We start from the raw sequence: 15734 nt of genomic DNA, 5'->3' as shown, positions 1-15734 counted from the left end.
GGAGGCTCCGCCGGCCGTCTCGTCGTGGTGACGGCCCGGCCGGGCGCGCGCGCAGTCGTCGCCGGGCGCGGCGACGGCGGCAGCCCCCTGGCATCGGCCGGCCGCGGCGTGCGCAGACGTATCGATCTGCGCCGTCGCGGCCGGTACGGGCCGAACTATCCCCGAGCTCGCGCGGTGCCCGCGCCGCGCCGCGATGCGACATCAGGAACAGGACGTCTTTCATCCTCGTCAGTGATGGAAGCCGAGCGGGCAGGGACGCCCGCGACATCGGCGGCTCCGGCCGTCGCGCCGCTCTGGGCGCGGCGCGGCGGTCGGGGCCGGACGATGGGATGCCGGGCCGCGTGCCTGCGATTCGGGCTCGCAGCCCTCGCGCCGAGCGCCGTCGTTGCGCTTGCGATGCGCGGGCTGGAGCCCGATCCATCCGCCGGCGTCGCGTCGCAGCGCATCGCTGCAACGCCGCTCACGCATCGGGCGGCCCAGCGCGCGCCGCCGCCGGTCGGCCGGACGCGTTCCGCCGCGGCCGGGGCTTGCATCCGCGCGCCGTCGCAGGGACGATGCGGCCTCGGCTTTGGGGAGGCCCGCATCGATGGATCTGTTGACGCTCGACCACTTCGCTCCGTACGTGAACGAAACCTACGCCGCGCAGATCAACGACGGCGAAGTGCCGTTCGTGCTGGTCGAGGCGCGTGCGCTGAGCACCCAGCCGCAGCCGATGGCGGCGCGGGTGCCGTTTTCGCTGCTGTTCCGCAACGGCTCGGCGTTCCTGTTCCCGCAGCAGATGTACATGATGCGCCACGGCTCGATCGGCGAGGTCGGCATCTTCCTGGTCCCGGTCGCGCGCGAGCGCGAGGGGTTTCTCTACCAGGCCGTGTTCAACTGAGTCCGCGCGCGGCGTAGCGGCAGCCCTTGTAGGAGCGGCGCGAGCCGCGACCGCGGCAACGCGACTACGCCGACACTCGCGCAATCGTTGCGTTGTCGCGGTCGCGGCTCGCGCCGCTCCTACAGGGGCTGACCGACCGGCGAGGGCGATCCGCGCCGTCGCTCAACGCATATCCGCTTCCCAGCGCATCAACGAATGCGTCGGCAGGGTATCGGCCACGGCGAAGCCGAGCCGTTCGTACAGGCGGCGCGCGCCGTGATTGCCGTGCTCCACATGCAGGCGCATGCCGCGCCCGCGCGCGTGCGCTTCGTCCTGGGCCCAGCGGATCAGCGCGCTGCCCAGGCCGATGCCGCGCGCGCCTGGGGCCAGGGTGATGTCGATCAACAGATGCTCCGGCGCGCTGCGTTGCAGATACAGGCGGCCGACCGGCGCGCCGTCGCGCTCGACCACCAGGAATTCGCCGCGTTCGTAATGGCGGGTGTAGTGCAGGTGCTGCATCGCGAACTGCTGGTCGAGGAACGCCGCCAGCGCCTGCGGCGGCCAGCCCATCGGCGCGAACTCGTGCGCGCGCAACTGCCGGAACAGCGCGCGCAGCCAGCCGATGTCGGCGTCGGTGGCCGGGCGCAGGCCGATCCCGCGCCCCTCCAGGGGCGCGGGAAGGTCCAGATGGCCGTCGCGCGGCGGCGGGAACGCCAGCGACGGCGCGGTGGAAAGCGCGGCGTGCATGGTCACGGGAACGCCGGGAACACGCCCTGCAGCGCGATGCAGAAATTCATCGCGAGGTAGGGCTGGCGGTTCTCGTGCGGCTGGCCGCCGCCGGTGGGTTGCAGCATCGTCGGCGCGAACGGCGCGTTGGCGGGTACGCCGGCGAAGGCGAAGCTGGTCGGCGAGCCGAGGCAGTTGTTGGCGCTGGGCGTGCCCGAGCGCTTGGCGACATCGTTCTGGTTGTAGGTCTGGATGATGTGGTTGTGCGCCGGCATCTCGTTCGAGGTCAGGGTGACGCTATCGCTGCCGGCGATCTCGCCCAGCGTGTAATTGCTCAGGCCCGGCCCCTGGCCCTGGCGGCAGGCCGCGCGGTTGACCAGGTTGGGCAGCTGGAACGTGGTCTTGCCGTCGCCGCCGTAGGTGGTGCCCAGCAGCGCGAACAGCGCGGTGTTTTGTTGGATCGGCATCAGCGAGCCGGTGCACGGGGCCCACCCGCGCGGCGCGAAGTTGAAGCCGAAGATCTGGATTTCGCCGATGTATGGTTCGGTCATGGGTACTTCCTCTTGATCGATGTCGGGCCGCGCCGTGCGGCGGCGGCCGCAAGAACCGCGCTCGCCTCAGCCCTGCGACGGGTACACGCCCTCGGTGGCGATGCAGAACTGGATCGCCAGGGTGGGCATGAGGTTGTTGTGCGGCTGGCTGCCGCCGGCGATGCCGACGCTGGCGGCGTTCAGCGGGATCGGCGACAGGCCGGTGATGTCGCTGATGTACATGGTGTCGCCGCTCAACGAACCCAGCAGGGTGTTGTTGGCCGGCTGGTTGGCGGTGGCGGCGCTGGTGGTGGTCAGCAGCGTGTGGGTGTGCTGCGGCATTTGGTTGCCGATCAGGGTGACCGACTCGACGCCGGCGCGCTGGCCGAGCACGTACGGCGACAGGCCCGGGCCGGTGCCTTGGTGGATCGGCACGCGGCTTTGCAGGTCGGGGACGGCGAAGGTGCTGATGCCGTCGCCGCCGTAAGTGGTGCCGAGCAGGTTGAACAGCGCGTCGTATTGCGAAATCGGCAGGATCGTACCGTCGCAGGCCTGCCAGCCCAGGGGCGTGCGGCCGAAGCCGAACATGCGGATCTCTCCGAGATAGGGCGTGCTCATGCAATGAACTCCGAAATGTATCGATAGGAACGCGGCCGGCGCGCAGCCGGCGCGATGCGAGCGCCGTATCTCAGTTGCGCGAGGGGTAGATGCCGGCCAGGGCGATGCAGAAATTGATCACCAGATACGGCTGGATGTTGCTGTGCGGCTGGGTGCCGCCGCTCGGCGCGACCGTGCTCGGGCCCATCGTTACTTGCGGGCCGCCGGTGTTGGCGTAGATCGCCGTGGTGTCCTTGGCGTAGAGGCCGTCGCGCTGCGCGCGGGTGGTGGCGGCGGCGGTGGTGCCGGACACGGCGTGGCTGTGGTTGGGGATTTGGGTCGTCAGCAAGGTCACGTTCTCCACGCCACCTTGCTCCCCCAAGGTGTAGCCGGGCGTGCCGTTGCCGAAGCCGACCGGCGTGCGGCTGCGCAGGTCGGGCAGGGCGAAATTGGTCGTGCCGTTGCCGCCGTAGGTGGTGCCCAGCAGCGAGAACAGCGCTTGGTTCTGCGCGATCGCCATCAATTGCCCGTTGCAGAAGGCGAAGCCGCGCGGCGGGTAATTGAACGCCACGGGCATGATTTGTCCCAGGAATACTTCGGTCATCTCTTCCCCCAGAGGATGGTTCCGGGCGCCGTGCGCGCGCCGGACGACTGGCTCGGAGCCACCGACCGCCCCCTTTGCGCACGGCGGGGAAGGGCGGTCCGATCGGCTCGGAGCATGGCGCTTGTGGCGCCATGACCTCTGTAAACGCAAATGCGCACGGAATGCGGCCGGTTCTGCATCCAATTTGCGTATCAGGTCATGAACGAGCGTGCCGACGGGGGTCGGTGCGCACAGCACAAAGGCTGGGCCGGACCGATGTCCGGTCACCGCCGGCGGGGTCCAGGACGGAAGCCGCCGGCCATCAGGGGATGACACCATGCAACAGCAGTCAGCGCGTCACGCCGGCGTAGACCACGCCGGTCCGGGTCCGGTCCGCCCGGCCGCAACGCCCTCGGGACGACGGTCCGCCCGTGTCCTGGCGGCGACGGCGGCGCGCCGTTTCGTGGCCGCGCTGTTGCTGTGCCTGGCGGCGCTGGTGTGGCCCGCGGCGGCTTCGGCGGCCTCGATCTACTGCCCGACCTTCAACATCACCGTGCTCAGCGGCGGCTCGCAGGTCATCAATGCCAGCGCCTGCGACGGCCCCGACAACGGCGGCATCGGCGGCGTCGGCGCGCCGGGCTACGTGGCGCCCCAGCACGGCAGCGTGGCGATCGACGTGTTCGCGCAGACCGTGACCTATACCAACAACGGCGACGCCTCGCCGACCGACTCGTTCGTGTTCGCCGACGGAACCGGCGGCACGGTGCTGGTCAACGTCACCGTGACGCCCTCGACCAGCCCGATCGTGGTCTCGCCTGCGTCGATCGCGCCCTCGCTCGGAGTGCCCTTCAGCCAGGCGCTCAGCGCCACCGGCGGCGTCGCGCCTTATGCCTTCAGCTTCGCCGGCGGCACCTTGCCGACCGGCATGAGCTTCAGCGGCGGCGCCTTCACCGGCACGCCGACCCGGCGCGGCAGCTTCACCGTCAACATCGGCGTGACCGATTCGACCGCGCCGACCCCGCTGACCACGACCAAGAGCTACACCTTCACCGTGCCGAACACGCCGCCGGCGATCTCGCCGGCGACGCTGCCGAACGCGGCGCGCACCTACGCCTATTCCAATTCGCTGAGCAGCAGCGGCGGCGTCGCGCCTTACACCTACACCCTGGAATCGGGCTTCGGCGTGTTGCCGCCCGGCTTGAGCCTGAGCGCCTCCGGCGCCGTCACCGGCACGCCGACCACCAACGGCGTCTATACCTTCCGGGTCCGCTCCAAGGACAGCAGCACCGCGACCGACGGCTCCGACAACTTCAGCGTCAAGGACATCACCCTGACCGTGGTCGATCCGCCGACCATCGTGATCAACCCGGCGACCCTCGCCGGCGCCACCGTCGGCGTCGCCTACAGCCAGACCTTCTCCGCCACCGGCGGCACCGCGCCGTACACCTTCGCCATTTCCGCCGGCGCGCTGCCGGCCGGGCTGACGCTCAACGCCGGCACCGGCGCGCTGACCGGCACGCCGACCGCCGCGGGCACCTTCAACTTCACCGTGCGCGCGAACGACGCCAACACCTTCCCCGGCACCCGCGCCTATACCCTGGTGGTGGCGCCGCCGGTGATCGTGGTCGCGCCGGCGACCTTGCCCAACGGCGCGGTCGCGGCCGCGTACAACCAGACCCTCAGCGCCTCCGGCGGCATCGGCCCGTACACCTTCGCCGTCACCGCCGGCGCGCTGCCGGCCGGCGTCGGCTTGAACGCCAGCACCGGCGTGCTGGCCGGCACCCCGACCGCGGGCGGCACCTTCAACTTCACCGTCACCGCGACCGGCACCAGCACCGGCACCGGCGCGCCGCACACCGGTTCGCGCGCCTATGCCTTGGTGATCGCACCGCCCACCGTGAACCTGCCGGCGACCACGCTGGCCAACGCCACCCAGGGCGTGGCCTACAGCGCCACGCTCAATCCCGCCAGCGGCGGCACCGCGCCGTACACCTATGCGATCAGCGCCGGCGCCTTGCCGGCGGGGGTGACGCTCAACCCCGCCACCGGCGCGCTGAGCGGCACGCCGACCGCGTCGGGCACGTTCAATTTCGCGGTCATCGCCACCGATTCGAGCACCGGCAGCGGCCCGTACAACTCGGCACCGCGCGGCTACGCGCTGCAGGTCGTCAACATCCCGCCGGTGGCCAATGCGGTCTCGGCGACGGTGGCCTACAACAGCGGCGCCAATCCGATCACGCTGAACATCACCGGCGGCGTGCCGACGTCGGTCGGCATCGGCACCGCGCCCGCGCACGGCACGGCGATCGCTTCGGGCCTGACGGTGACCTACCAGCCCAACCCGGGCTACGCCGGTCCCGACAGCTTCACCTACACCGCGACCAACAGCGCCGGCCCCTCGGCGCCAGCGACGGTGTCGATCACGGTCGGCAACCCGACCATCACCGTGACCGCGTCGGGGCCGTTCACCGCCCAGATCGGCACGCCGTACACCCAGACCTTCACCTGGAACGGCGGCGCCCAGCCGTTCACCGGCTACGCCGTCACCGGCCTGCCGGCCGGGCTGAGCATCACCGGCCAGACCGCCAACAGCGTGACCGTGTCCGGCACGCCGAGCGCGGCCGGTTCGTTCGCGCTCACCGCCAGCGCCACCGACGCCAGCACCGGCAACGGGCCGTTCACCGTCGGCCAGAACTTCACCCTGTCGGTGTCGGCGCCGACCCTGACCCTGACTCCGCCGGCGGGCACGCTGTCGGCGACCTACGGCGCCGCCTACAGCCAGACCTACGTCGCCGGCGGCGGCACCGCGCCGTACGACTACACGATCAGCGCCGGCGCACTGCCGGCCGGCCTGAGCCTGGACGCCGCCACCGGCGTGCTGTCAGGCACGCCGACGGTGACCGGCTTGTTCACCTTCTCGGTGCGCGCGCGCGACAGTTCCACCGGCGCCGGCGCGCCGTTCTCGCGCACCCAGAACTATGTGCTGCAGATCGCCGCGCCGAGCATCGCGGTGACGCCGCCGACCCTGCCGCCGGCACAGGTCGGCGCCGCCTTCAGCGCCAGCGTCAGCGCCAGCGGCGGCATCGCGCCGTACACCTTCGCGATTCCGGCCGGCAGCGCGCCGCCGGGCCTGACCATGGCCAGCGACGGCACCCTCAGCGGCACGCCGACGGCGGGCGGCACCTTCAATTTCATGGTGATCGCCACCGACGCGCACGGCCAGACCGGCAACCGCCCCTACAACTTCAACGTCGCCGCGGCGACCGTGACCGTGGCGCCGGCCGCGCTGCCCAACGGCGGCGTCGCCCAGGCCTACAGCCAGACGATCACCGCCAGCGGCGGCACCCCGGGCTACAGCTTCGCGATCAGCGCCGGCAGCCTGCCGGCCGGGCTGAGCCTGAGCAGCGGCGGCGCCCTCAGCGGCACGCCGACCGCGGGCGGCAGCTTCAACTTCACCGTCAGCGCGACCGATTCGAGCACCGGCAGCGGCCCGTACACCGGCTCGCGCGCTTACACGCTGACCATCGCCGCCTCGACCATCGTGCTGCCGCCGACCACGCTGGCGCACGCCACGGTCGCCTCGGCGTATAGCGCCAGCCTCACTCCGGCCAGCGGCGGCACCGCGCCGTACCAGTACCTGGTGACGTCCGGCAGCCTGCCGGCCGGCATCCTGCTCAGCACCGGCGGCGCGCTCAGCGGCACCGCCAATGCGCCGGGCACGTTCAACTTCAGCGTCGTGGCGACCGACTCCAGCACCGGCAGCGGCCCGTACAGCTCGGCGCCGCAGAGCTATACGCTGGTGGTCGACGACATCAAGCCGGTGGCCAACCCGGTCAGCGTCACGGTCGCCTACGGCAGCGGCGCCACTCCAGTGACGCTCAACATCACCGGCGGCATCCCGGCCTCGGTCGCGGTCGCGGCCGCGCCGTCGCACGGCAGCGCCGTCGCCAGCGGCACCTCGATCACGTACCAGCCCACCGCGGGCTACTCCGGCCCGGACAGCTTCACCTACACCGCGACCAACGTCGCCGGCACCTCGACGCCGGCGGTGGTGACGGTCAACGTGACCGATCCGACCATCAGCATCGCCGCCTCCGGCCCGCTGACCGGGCAGGTCGGCGCCGCCTACACCCAGACCTTCACCTGGTCCGGCGGCACCGCGCCGTACGGCAACTACAGCGTCACCGGCCTGCCGCCGGGCGTGAGCGTCACCGCCACCGGCAACGACAGCGTGACCGTCTCGGGCACGCCGACCGCCGCCGGTACCTTCAGCCTGACCGCCAGCGCGCGCGATTCCAGCACCGGCAACGGGCCGTTCACCGTCGGCCAGCTGTTCACGCTGACCATCGGCGCGCCGACCCTGTCGATGACCCCGGCCGCGGGCAACCTGCCGATGAACTACGGCGTCGCCAGCAGCATCAACTTCGCCGCAGCCGGCGGCACCGCGCCGTACAGCTTCAGCCTCGCCGCCGGCTCGCTGCCGGTGGGCGTGAGCCTGAGTTCGGCCGGCGTGCTCAGCGGTACGCCGACGGTGCCGGGCAACTACAACGTCACCGTGCGCGCGATCGATGCGAGCACCGGCGCCGGCGCGCCGTTCCGCATCGACCAGAGCTACACCCTCGTGGTCGCCGTGCCGAGCATCGCGATCGATCCGCCGTCGCTGCCGAACGGCACCGCCGCGGTCGCCTACAGCGCCAACTTCAGCGCCACCGGCGGCGTTGCGCCGTACACGTTCTCGATCCTGTCCGGCGCCTTGCCGGTCGGCGTGAGCCTGAACTCGGCCGGCGCGGTGTCGGGCATCCCGCGCAGCGACGGCAATTTCAGCGTGACCGTGCGCGCCACCGACAACAACGGCCAGACCGCGTCGAAGGTCTACACCTTCGCCATCGCTCCGGCGACCGTGGTCGTCTCGCCGGCGACCCTGCCCGGCGGCGTGGTCGGCACCGCCTACAGCCAGAGCCTGAGCAGCAGCGGCGGCATCGCTCCGTACACCTACGCGCTGGCGTCCGGCGCGCTGCCGACCGGCATCGCGCTGAGTTCGGCCGGCAGCATCAGCGGCACGCCGACCCTGGCCGGCAACTACAGCTTCGCGGTGCGCTCCACCGACGATGCCGGCTACAACACCACGATGCCGTACACCATCGCCGTCGCCGACGCGGTGCCGGTCGCGGTCGACGACAGCGCCAGCACGATGTCGAACCAGCCGGTCACCATCAACGTGATCGCCAACGACAGCGGCATCATCACCGCGGTCGCGGTGGCCTCGGCGCCGACCCACGGCACCGCCACCGCCAGCGGCACCAACGTGGTCTACACGCCGGCCAGCAACTACTTCGGCACCGACACCTTCACCTACACCGCGAGCGGCCCGGGCGGCACCTCCGCGCCGGCCACGGTGACGGTGACGGTCAACGCGCTGCCGGTGCCGGTGGGCCAGCCGCAGAACGCGACCACGCTGTCGACCCAGCCGGTCGTCATCGACGCCGCCAACGGCGCCAGCGGCGCGCCGTTCACCGGCGTGACCCTGCTGGCCCCGCCGAGCTCGGGCACCGCGGTGGTGCAGGGCACCACCCAGATCCTGTACACGCCCGCGGCCGACACCGCCGGCGCGATCGCGCTGACCTACACCCTCAACAATCCGTTCGGCCCGTCGGCGCCGATCACCTCGACCATCACCGTCAACCCGGTGCCGGTGGCCGCGCCCAAGCGCGTGCGCACCATCGCCGGCGCCACGGTCGCGGTCGACCTGACCCAGGACGCGCGCGGCGGCCCGTTCACCGGCGCGGCCCTGGTTTCGCTGACCCCGGCCAGCTCGGGCACGGCCACGATCAGCGCGTCCAACGGCAGCTACAAGCTCAGCTACACCCCGGTGATCGGTTACTCCGGCGTGGCCGTGGCGACCTTCACCCTGAGCAACGCCTATGCGACCTCGGCGCCGGCGACGGTGGAGATCGACGTGGCGCCGCGCAGCGATCCGTCCAAGGACGCCGAGGTGCTGGGCATCCTCAACGCCCAGGCCGAGGCCGCGCGCCGCTTCGCCAGCGCCCAGATCGGCAACTTCCAAAAGCGCATGGAAGGCCTGCACGACGGCGGCACCGGCGGCTCGCGCTTCGACAACGGCCTGAGCTTCTCGGTCGATCCGCGTTGCCGCGACGGCGCGCGCCGCACCCCGGGCAGCGATTGCCGCAATCCGGACCTCGGCGACGAGCAGGCCGCGGTCGAAGGCAAGCCGCGCGTGGAAGGCACCGGCCCGCAGTACGGCATCTGGACCGGCGGCACCATCGAAAGCGGCAACCGCGACGGCCGCGGCGGCGGTTCGGGCGGGCTGGACTTCAAGACCAGCGGCATCAGCCTGGGCGCCGACTACCGCGTGCGCCGCGACTTCGCCTTCGGTGGCGGCATCGGCTACGGCCGCGACGACACCGACGTGGGCACCCGCGGCAGCCGCAGCAAGGGCGAGAGCTACAGCGCGGTGCTGTACGCCAGCTACCATCCGGGCGAGAGCTTCTACCTGGACGGCCTGCTCGGTTACCAGTGGCTGTCGTTCGATTCGCGCCGCTACGTCACCGACACCGGCGGCCTGGTCAACGGCCGTCGCGACGGCAACCAGTGGTTCGCTTCGGTGTCCACCGGCCTGGAGTACCAGCGCGAGCAGGTGCGGATCACCCCGTACGCGCGCCTGGACGTGGCCCGCGCCACCCTGGACGGCTACACCGAGACCGGCGACGCGCAGTACGTGCTGAAGTACCGCGACCAGGACGTCGACACCACCACCACCAGCCTGGGCCTGCGCCTGGATTGGCGCTACCCGGTGCGCTGGGGCACGTTCTCGCCGCAGGTGCGGCTGGAATACCAGCACGACTTCCAGGACGCGAGCTACGCGATCATGAGCTACGCCGACATGGTCGGCGGCCCGTTCTACCGCGCCCGCCTGCAGGGCCTGGACCGCAACCGCTTCGTGTTCGGCCTCGGCGCGGTGCTGCAGACCGAGCGCGACTGGGCGCTGCGGCTGGAGTACCGCGGCCTGTTCGGCAGCGGCAACGACGACGACAACAGCTTCATGATCAACGTCGAGAAGAAGTACTGATCGAAGCGGGATGCGAGCAGCGGCGGGCGCCTTCGGGCGCCCGCCGTTTTTTCGCGCGAGGTTCGGCAATGCTTTGGGAGCACTTCGCTGCGGGAGCGCTTCGCTGTAGGAGCGCTTCGCTGTGGGAGGGGCTTCAGCCCCGACGCTTTCTTCTCAGATCGCCTGAAACTCCCCGCCCGCCAGAGAGAACAGCCTCGGGGCTCAAGTCCATCCCACAAAAGCCGAGCGATGTGAGTTCGTCGCCTTCGCTGTTGTGGGAGGGGCTTCAGCCCCGACGCTCTTGGCTCAGATTGGCGAAATCTTCATCGCAGCCGGACCGGAAGGCATCGCGGCTGAAGCCCCTCCCACAAGAACCGGCCCAGGCGGCGGATCCGCTCGCACCGCGCTGCGGCGGCGGAAGTGCCAAGATGGGCGCAGTCCCCCAGCGATTCCGCCGCGATGTCCGACTCCGCCACGCCCGCCTTCGCCAGTGCCGCCAAAGACCGCCTCGGCGAGGCCTCGCTCGAACTGCTGCCGCTGCCGTTGCCGGCCGAACAGCTCGCCGCGCTGCAGGCCGCCTACGCCGCGCCGCCGCGCGCTTACCACAACATCGGCCACGTCGCCGAAGTGCTGCGCCATTACGCCGACGTCGCCGCCGGGCCGGGCTGGGAGCGGCCGCGCGAGGTCGCGCTGGCGGTGCTGTACCACGACGCGATCTACCAGGCCGGGCGCCGCGACAACGAAGCGCGCTCGGCCGAGCTCGCGCGCGAGCACATCGCGCGCTGGCTGGCGGACGCCGGCATCGACGCAGACTACGTCGCCGAACTGATCGAGTTGACCGCGCGCCACGGCGCCATCGCCCGCGACGACGTCGGCGAGCAGGCGCGGCTGTTCCTGGACGGCGACATGGCCATCCTCGGCGCCGAGCCGGCGGTGTTCGACGCCTACGACCGCGGTATCGCCTCCGAATACCGCGGCCACGTGCCCGGGCCCTTGTTCCGGCTCAACCGCCGGCGCTTCCTCAAGGCCCTGCTCAAGCGCGAGCGGATCTTCCTCAGCGATTTCTTCCACCAGCGCTACGACGCCGCGGCGCGCAACAACCTGCGGCGCGCGGTGACCACCAAGCGCTGAGCGCTGTTGCAGGAGGGGTTTCGGCCCCGAACCTCTCGGCTCGGATGGCCGGAATTCTCGTCGCGACCGGAGCGGAAAGCATCGCGGCTGAAGCCCCCCGCAAAAAACGGCGGCCGCTGTGCGCGGCCGCCGTGGCAGTGGAGGGAACGGCGGCCTGGGCCGCCGCTGTCGTCGAATCTGCGGCGCGTGCGCGCCGCGGTACCGCTGGATCAGTCGCGATGGGAACAGGCGCCTCCGGATCGCCATTGCGGTGGAAACAAGACGGCAAGCCGCGCCGTCGCGGTGGTCGAGCGTGGCGCTTGCGCCGCTGTGACGGGAACTGAGGGCGGCTACGCCGCCGCGGTGGGGGAGGGAAGCGCCGCGGCGCCTGGTGCGTCACGCCGCGGCGTGGTGGATTCGCAGGCGACGGCGCCGCAGCGCCGCCGCCGTCTGGCTCAAGCCGACAATCGTCCCAGCGAACTGTCCAGCACCCGTTGCAGCTTGCGCGCCGCGCCGCTGATGGCCGCGCGCATGGTCGCCGCGTCCTCGGTCGCCGCCAGCGGCGGGCGGCCTTCCACCCGCGCCTCGATCGTGCAGTGCTTGTCGTGGCCGCCGGCCTTCTCGCCGTTGACGTCGCGCAGGTGCACTTCGACGCGGGTGATGTGGCTGCTGAAACGTCCCAGGTTCTGGTCGATCACGCCTTCCACGTGCTGGCCCAGCGATTCGTCGCCGCGGACATGGTGGTCGGTGTTGAGCTGGATCTTCATGCAAACGCCTCCTTGTGGCGCAGATGTCGGGTCGACGCGCGGGCCCCTGCCCGGCGTCTGCGCGGTCCGCCGCTGTTCGGTCGGCTTGTCGGCCACGCATCAGTTCCGACCGGCGCCTGCGCGGAAGGTTCTCGTTGCGTTCAGCTTCGGCCCAGCCCGGGCGTGTCAGGGTGTGGGATCGCTCGCGCGGCGGGGCGGTACAATGGCGGCATGGTCGTCAACATCGCCGCTTACCATTTCGCCGTCATCGACGACCCGCCCGCACTGGCCGCGCGCCTGCGCGAGCGCGCGCAAGCCCTGCAACTGCGCGGCACCGCGCTGGTCGCGCCGGAAGGCGTCAACCTGTTCCTGGCCGGCGCCGCCGAGGCTATCGACGCCTTGCTCGGGGAACTGCGCGCCGACCCGCGCCTGGCCGGGCTGACCGCCAAGTACAGCCGCAGCCGCGTTCAGCCCTTCGCCCGGCTCAAGGTCAAGCTCAAGCGCGAGATCATCGCGTTCCGCCGCGACGGCGGCTCGCCGCTGCACGGCCGCGCACCCAGTGTGACGCCCGACACATTGGCGCGCTGGCTCGACCAGGGCCACGACGACGCCGGTAAGCGCGTGGTGCTGCTGGACACGCGCAACCGCGAAGAGGTCGGCTACGGCAGTTTCGAGAACGCGCTGACCCTGCCGATCGACAACTTCACCGAGCTGCCCGAAGCGCTGGCGCCGCACCGCGAGGCGCTGCGCGAGGCCACCGTGGTGAGCTTCTGCACCGGCGGCATCCGCTGCGAAAAGGCCGCGCTTTGGCTGCGCGCGGACGGCATGGACAACCTGTTCCAGCTCGACGGCGGGATCCTGGGCTACTTCGAACAGGTCGGCGCGCGCCATTACGACGGCGGCTGCTTCGTGTTCGACGAGCGCGTCGCGCTCGACCCGCAGCTGCGGCCTTTGCGCGACGCTGCCGCCTGATTGGCTTTTTTTGCCATTCATTACAAATCGTTAACCCGGGCAAACGCGGCCTGCGGTTAGGCTGCGCGTTCGCGATGGACCGGCCCCGCGCCGTCCCCCGCCATCGCCATGGACGCCGCCGCGGCGCAGCCGCCGCCGGCCTTATTCGTTACGAGGATTTCCGATGAACCGACGCCTGTTCCCCGCTGTGTGCCTGCTCGCGAGCGCCGCCCTGGCGATGGCCGCGTGCAGCCAGAGCGCGCCGGTCAACACCGCCGCCCCGCAGGAAACCACCGCCGCCGCGCCGGCGCCGCCCAAGGCCGTGCCCGACCCGGACGCCGAGCCGGTCTCGCGCGCCTCGCCGCCGGTGCTGACGCCGGTCGCGCTGGGCACCTTCGAGCCCGGCAATCCGGTGGCTCAGGCGACCACCGGCAAGCTCACCATCGACGACCTGGAGATGAAGGGCGAGAACGGTTCGCTGTACAAGACCGAGCGGGTCGCGATCGTGCGCGGCGGCGACCAGTACAGCGCCGGCCAGACCTATGGCGCGACCATGCAGGTCGAGGCCAGCCAGGCGATCGAACTGCGCCGGGTGATCGAGCAGACTCCGCCCAAGGAAGCCCCGGCCAACGCCTTCTGCGGCGCCCAGCCGACCGGCTTCATCGCCCTGGCCAAGATCAGCGAAGGCAGCGGCGATGTGATCAAGCTGATCGCCCTGCAGGGCAGCGACCTGCCGGCCGCGAGCGCGCAAGGCGTGGGCCTGTGCGCGTCGATGTTCTACATGGGCAAGGCGTTGCCGGAGAAGGCGACTTCGTAAGCGCTGCGGCGCTTCGCGCGCTGAGTGGCGGCGTCGGCGTCAGCGCTGTTGTTGCGGCGAAACTTGCACGTTCGTCATTGGAACTCGCATCTTCGTCATTGGAAATTGCACGTTCGTCATTGGAACTTGCACGTTCGTCATTCCGGCGAACGCCGGAATCCATTTTGATCTTGGCTTTGCCTTGGTTCGACCGGCGGCGGAAGCAACAGCAAAATGGATTCCGGCTTTCGCCGGAATGACGGGGGGGAGGCCGATGAAAGGGATGAAGGCAAGCGCGCTGGAGACCGAAGGCAAGCGCGCTGAAGAGCGCGCTTCGGCGCTTCACTCCGCCGCGCTGTCCAAGACCGCTCGCGCCGCCGCCTCGCCCGCGATCAAGCCGCTGGCGAAGCACGCGGTCAGCAGATAGCCGCCGGTCGGCGCTTCCCAGTCCAGCATTTCCCCGGCGAAGAACAGCGGCGGCGTCGGCGCGCCGGCGTGCGGCGAAGCGTCCAGCGCCTTGGCGCGCAGCGGAGCGACCAGTGCCTCGGCGTGCGGCGAAGCGTCCAGCGCCTTGGCGCGCAGCGAATCGTCCAGCGCTTCCAGCCGCACGCCGCCGGCGCTGCTGATCGCCTCGGCGATCGGCCGCGCGCGCAGCAGCCGCAGCGGCAGGCGCTTGATCGTTTGCGCCACCGTGGCGGCGTCGTTCAACCCGTCCTTGCCCAATGCTTCGAACACCAGCGCGGCCTTGACCGCGTCCAGCCCGGTCTGCCGGCGCAGGTGCTCGCCGATGCTGCGGCCGCCGCGCGAGCGGGCGAAGTCGCGCTGCAGGCGTGCGAGCTCGCGGCCCGGTGCGAGATCCAGGTGCAGCAACGTCGAACCGTCGGCGGCGATGGCCTCGCGCAGCCGCGCCGACAGCGCATAGATCAGGCTGCCTTCGATGCCGGTCGCGGTGGCCACGCATTCGCCCTGCAGCGAGCGCTCGACATCGCCCTCGCGCCAATGCGCGACCACCGGCTTGAGCGGCGCGCCGGCGTGGCGCTGGGCGAAGTGCTCGCTCCAGCCGATGTCGAAACCGCAGTTGGACGGTTGCAGCGCGGCGATGTCGAGGCCGCGTTCGCGCAGCCACTCGACCCAGGCGCCGTCGGAGCCCAGCTCCGGCCAGCTGCCGCCGCCGAGCGCGAACACGCAGGCGCGCGCGCGGGTGCGGACCTCGCCGTCGGGCGTGGCGAAGCGCAGCGCGCCGTCGGCGTCGATCCCGATGCAGCGGTGCTGGACGTGGAAACGCACGCCGTCCTCGCGCAGCCGCCGCACCCAGCCGCGCAGCAGCGGCGCGGCCTTGCGGTCCAGCGGAAACACCCGGCCGGAGCTGCCGACATAGGTCTCCACGCCGAAACCGCGCGCCCACTCGCGCAGCGCGTCGGCGTCGAAGCGGTCGAGCCAGCGCGCGATCCGCGCGGCGCGTTCGCCGTAACGCGCATCGAACGCCGGCCGCGCTTCGCCGTGGGTGAGGTTGAGCCCGCCCTTGCCGGCGATCAGGAACTTGCGCCCGACCGAGCCCTTGGCTTCGAACAGGTCGACCTCCACGCCGAGCGCGCGCGCGGCCTGCGCGGCCATCAGCCCGGCGGGGCCGCCGCCGACGATGGCCAGGGCGGGAAGGGTTGCGGGCAGGGACGGGGCGGACTGGGGCGCGGACATGGGGCGAAAGACGGGCGGCGCCGGACGGGCGAGCGGGCGCGCATTATGCCCGCTGCGCCGTCGCGGCCGGGTGCG

11 protein-coding genes and 1 pseudogene are annotated in these 15734 nt (G+C 71.3%); 5 read left to right on the top strand and 7 right to left on the bottom strand.

Annotated features, from left to right (window positions below; all coding sequences use genetic code 11):
* The first annotated feature begins 586 nt into the window (after positions 1–586).
* Positions 587–880, top strand: coding sequence for a DUF6916 family protein (locus A7A76_RS01145; protein ID WP_074867000.1), 294 nt, complete (start codon positions 587–589; stop codon positions 878–880).
* 162 nt (positions 881–1042) lie between these two features.
* On the opposite strand, the gene A7A76_RS01140 is transcribed toward A7A76_RS01145, so the two are convergent.
* The 4 genes from A7A76_RS01140 to A7A76_RS01125 all read right to left on the bottom strand — a co-directional run bounded on the left by A7A76_RS01140 (position 1043) and on the right by A7A76_RS01125 (position 3316).
* Positions 1043–1606: a GNAT family N-acetyltransferase gene (locus tag A7A76_RS01140; RefSeq protein ID WP_241200656.1), complete on the bottom strand. Its 564-nt coding sequence runs from the start codon at positions 1604–1606 to the stop codon at positions 1043–1045.
* Positions 1607–1608: 2 nt separating this feature from the next.
* Positions 1609–2136, bottom strand: coding sequence for a phage tail protein (locus tag A7A76_RS01135; protein ID WP_206409468.1), 528 nt, complete (start codon positions 2134–2136; stop codon positions 1609–1611).
* A 66-nt stretch (positions 2137–2202) separates the two neighbouring features.
* Positions 2203–2733, bottom strand: a complete 531-nt coding sequence (locus A7A76_RS01130) for a phage tail protein (RefSeq protein WP_206409467.1) — start codon at positions 2731–2733, stop codon at positions 2203–2205.
* Between the two features lie 70 nt (positions 2734–2803).
* Positions 2804–3316, bottom strand: a complete 513-nt coding sequence (locus tag A7A76_RS01125) for a phage tail protein (protein ID WP_206409466.1) — start codon at positions 3314–3316, stop codon at positions 2804–2806.
* 442 nt (positions 3317–3758) lie between these two features.
* Between A7A76_RS01125 and A7A76_RS01120 the strand changes: the two genes are divergently transcribed.
* Positions 3759–10382: a putative Ig domain-containing protein gene (locus A7A76_RS01120; RefSeq protein WP_206409465.1), complete on the top strand. Its 6624-nt coding sequence runs from the start codon at positions 3759–3761 to the stop codon at positions 10380–10382.
* A 201-nt stretch (positions 10383–10583) separates the two neighbouring features.
* Here A7A76_RS01120 and A7A76_RS26165 read toward each other — a convergent pair.
* Positions 10584–10667 (bottom strand): annotated as a pseudogene (locus A7A76_RS26165) (DUF6053 domain-containing protein); the annotation flags it as partial.
* 153 nt (positions 10668–10820) lie between these two features.
* On the opposite strand from A7A76_RS26165, the gene A7A76_RS01115 reads away from it, so the two are divergent.
* Positions 10821–11492 carry an HD domain-containing protein gene (locus A7A76_RS01115; RefSeq protein WP_241200654.1) on the top strand — a complete coding sequence of 224 codons (672 nt, stop codon included), beginning with the start codon at positions 10821–10823 and terminating at the stop codon, positions 11490–11492.
* Positions 11493–11926: 434 nt separating this feature from the next.
* On the opposite strand, the gene A7A76_RS01110 is transcribed toward A7A76_RS01115, so the two are convergent.
* Positions 11927–12238, bottom strand: coding sequence for an HPF/RaiA family ribosome-associated protein (locus tag A7A76_RS01110; protein ID WP_206409464.1), 312 nt, complete (start codon positions 12236–12238; stop codon positions 11927–11929).
* Positions 12239–12448: 210 nt separating this feature from the next.
* Here A7A76_RS01110 and A7A76_RS01105 point away from each other — a divergent pair, with 210 nt between their 5' ends.
* Together A7A76_RS01105 and A7A76_RS01100 are read left to right on the top strand one after the other, a co-directional pair.
* Positions 12449–13189: a sulfurtransferase gene (locus A7A76_RS01105; RefSeq protein WP_206409463.1), complete on the top strand. Its 741-nt coding sequence runs from the start codon at positions 12449–12451 to the stop codon at positions 13187–13189.
* Between the two features lie 163 nt (positions 13190–13352).
* On the top strand, positions 13353–13985 hold the full coding sequence (locus A7A76_RS01100) for a hypothetical protein (RefSeq protein WP_206409462.1): 633 nt from the start codon (positions 13353–13355) through the stop codon (positions 13983–13985).
* Positions 13986–14306: 321 nt separating this feature from the next.
* Here A7A76_RS01100 and A7A76_RS01095 read toward each other — a convergent pair whose 3' ends face one another.
* Positions 14307–15659, bottom strand: a complete 1353-nt coding sequence (locus tag A7A76_RS01095; RefSeq protein WP_206409461.1) for a TIGR03862 family flavoprotein — start codon at positions 15657–15659, stop codon at positions 14307–14309.
* Between the last annotated feature and the right edge of the window lie 75 nt (positions 15660–15734).

Origin of the sequence: Lysobacter enzymogenes, assembly GCF_017168095.1 — a bacterium.
In the GTDB taxonomy this organism is placed as follows: Bacteria; Pseudomonadota; Gammaproteobacteria; order Xanthomonadales; family Xanthomonadaceae; genus Lysobacter; species Lysobacter enzymogenes_D.
This window is presented reverse-complemented; position numbering and strand designations above follow the sequence as displayed.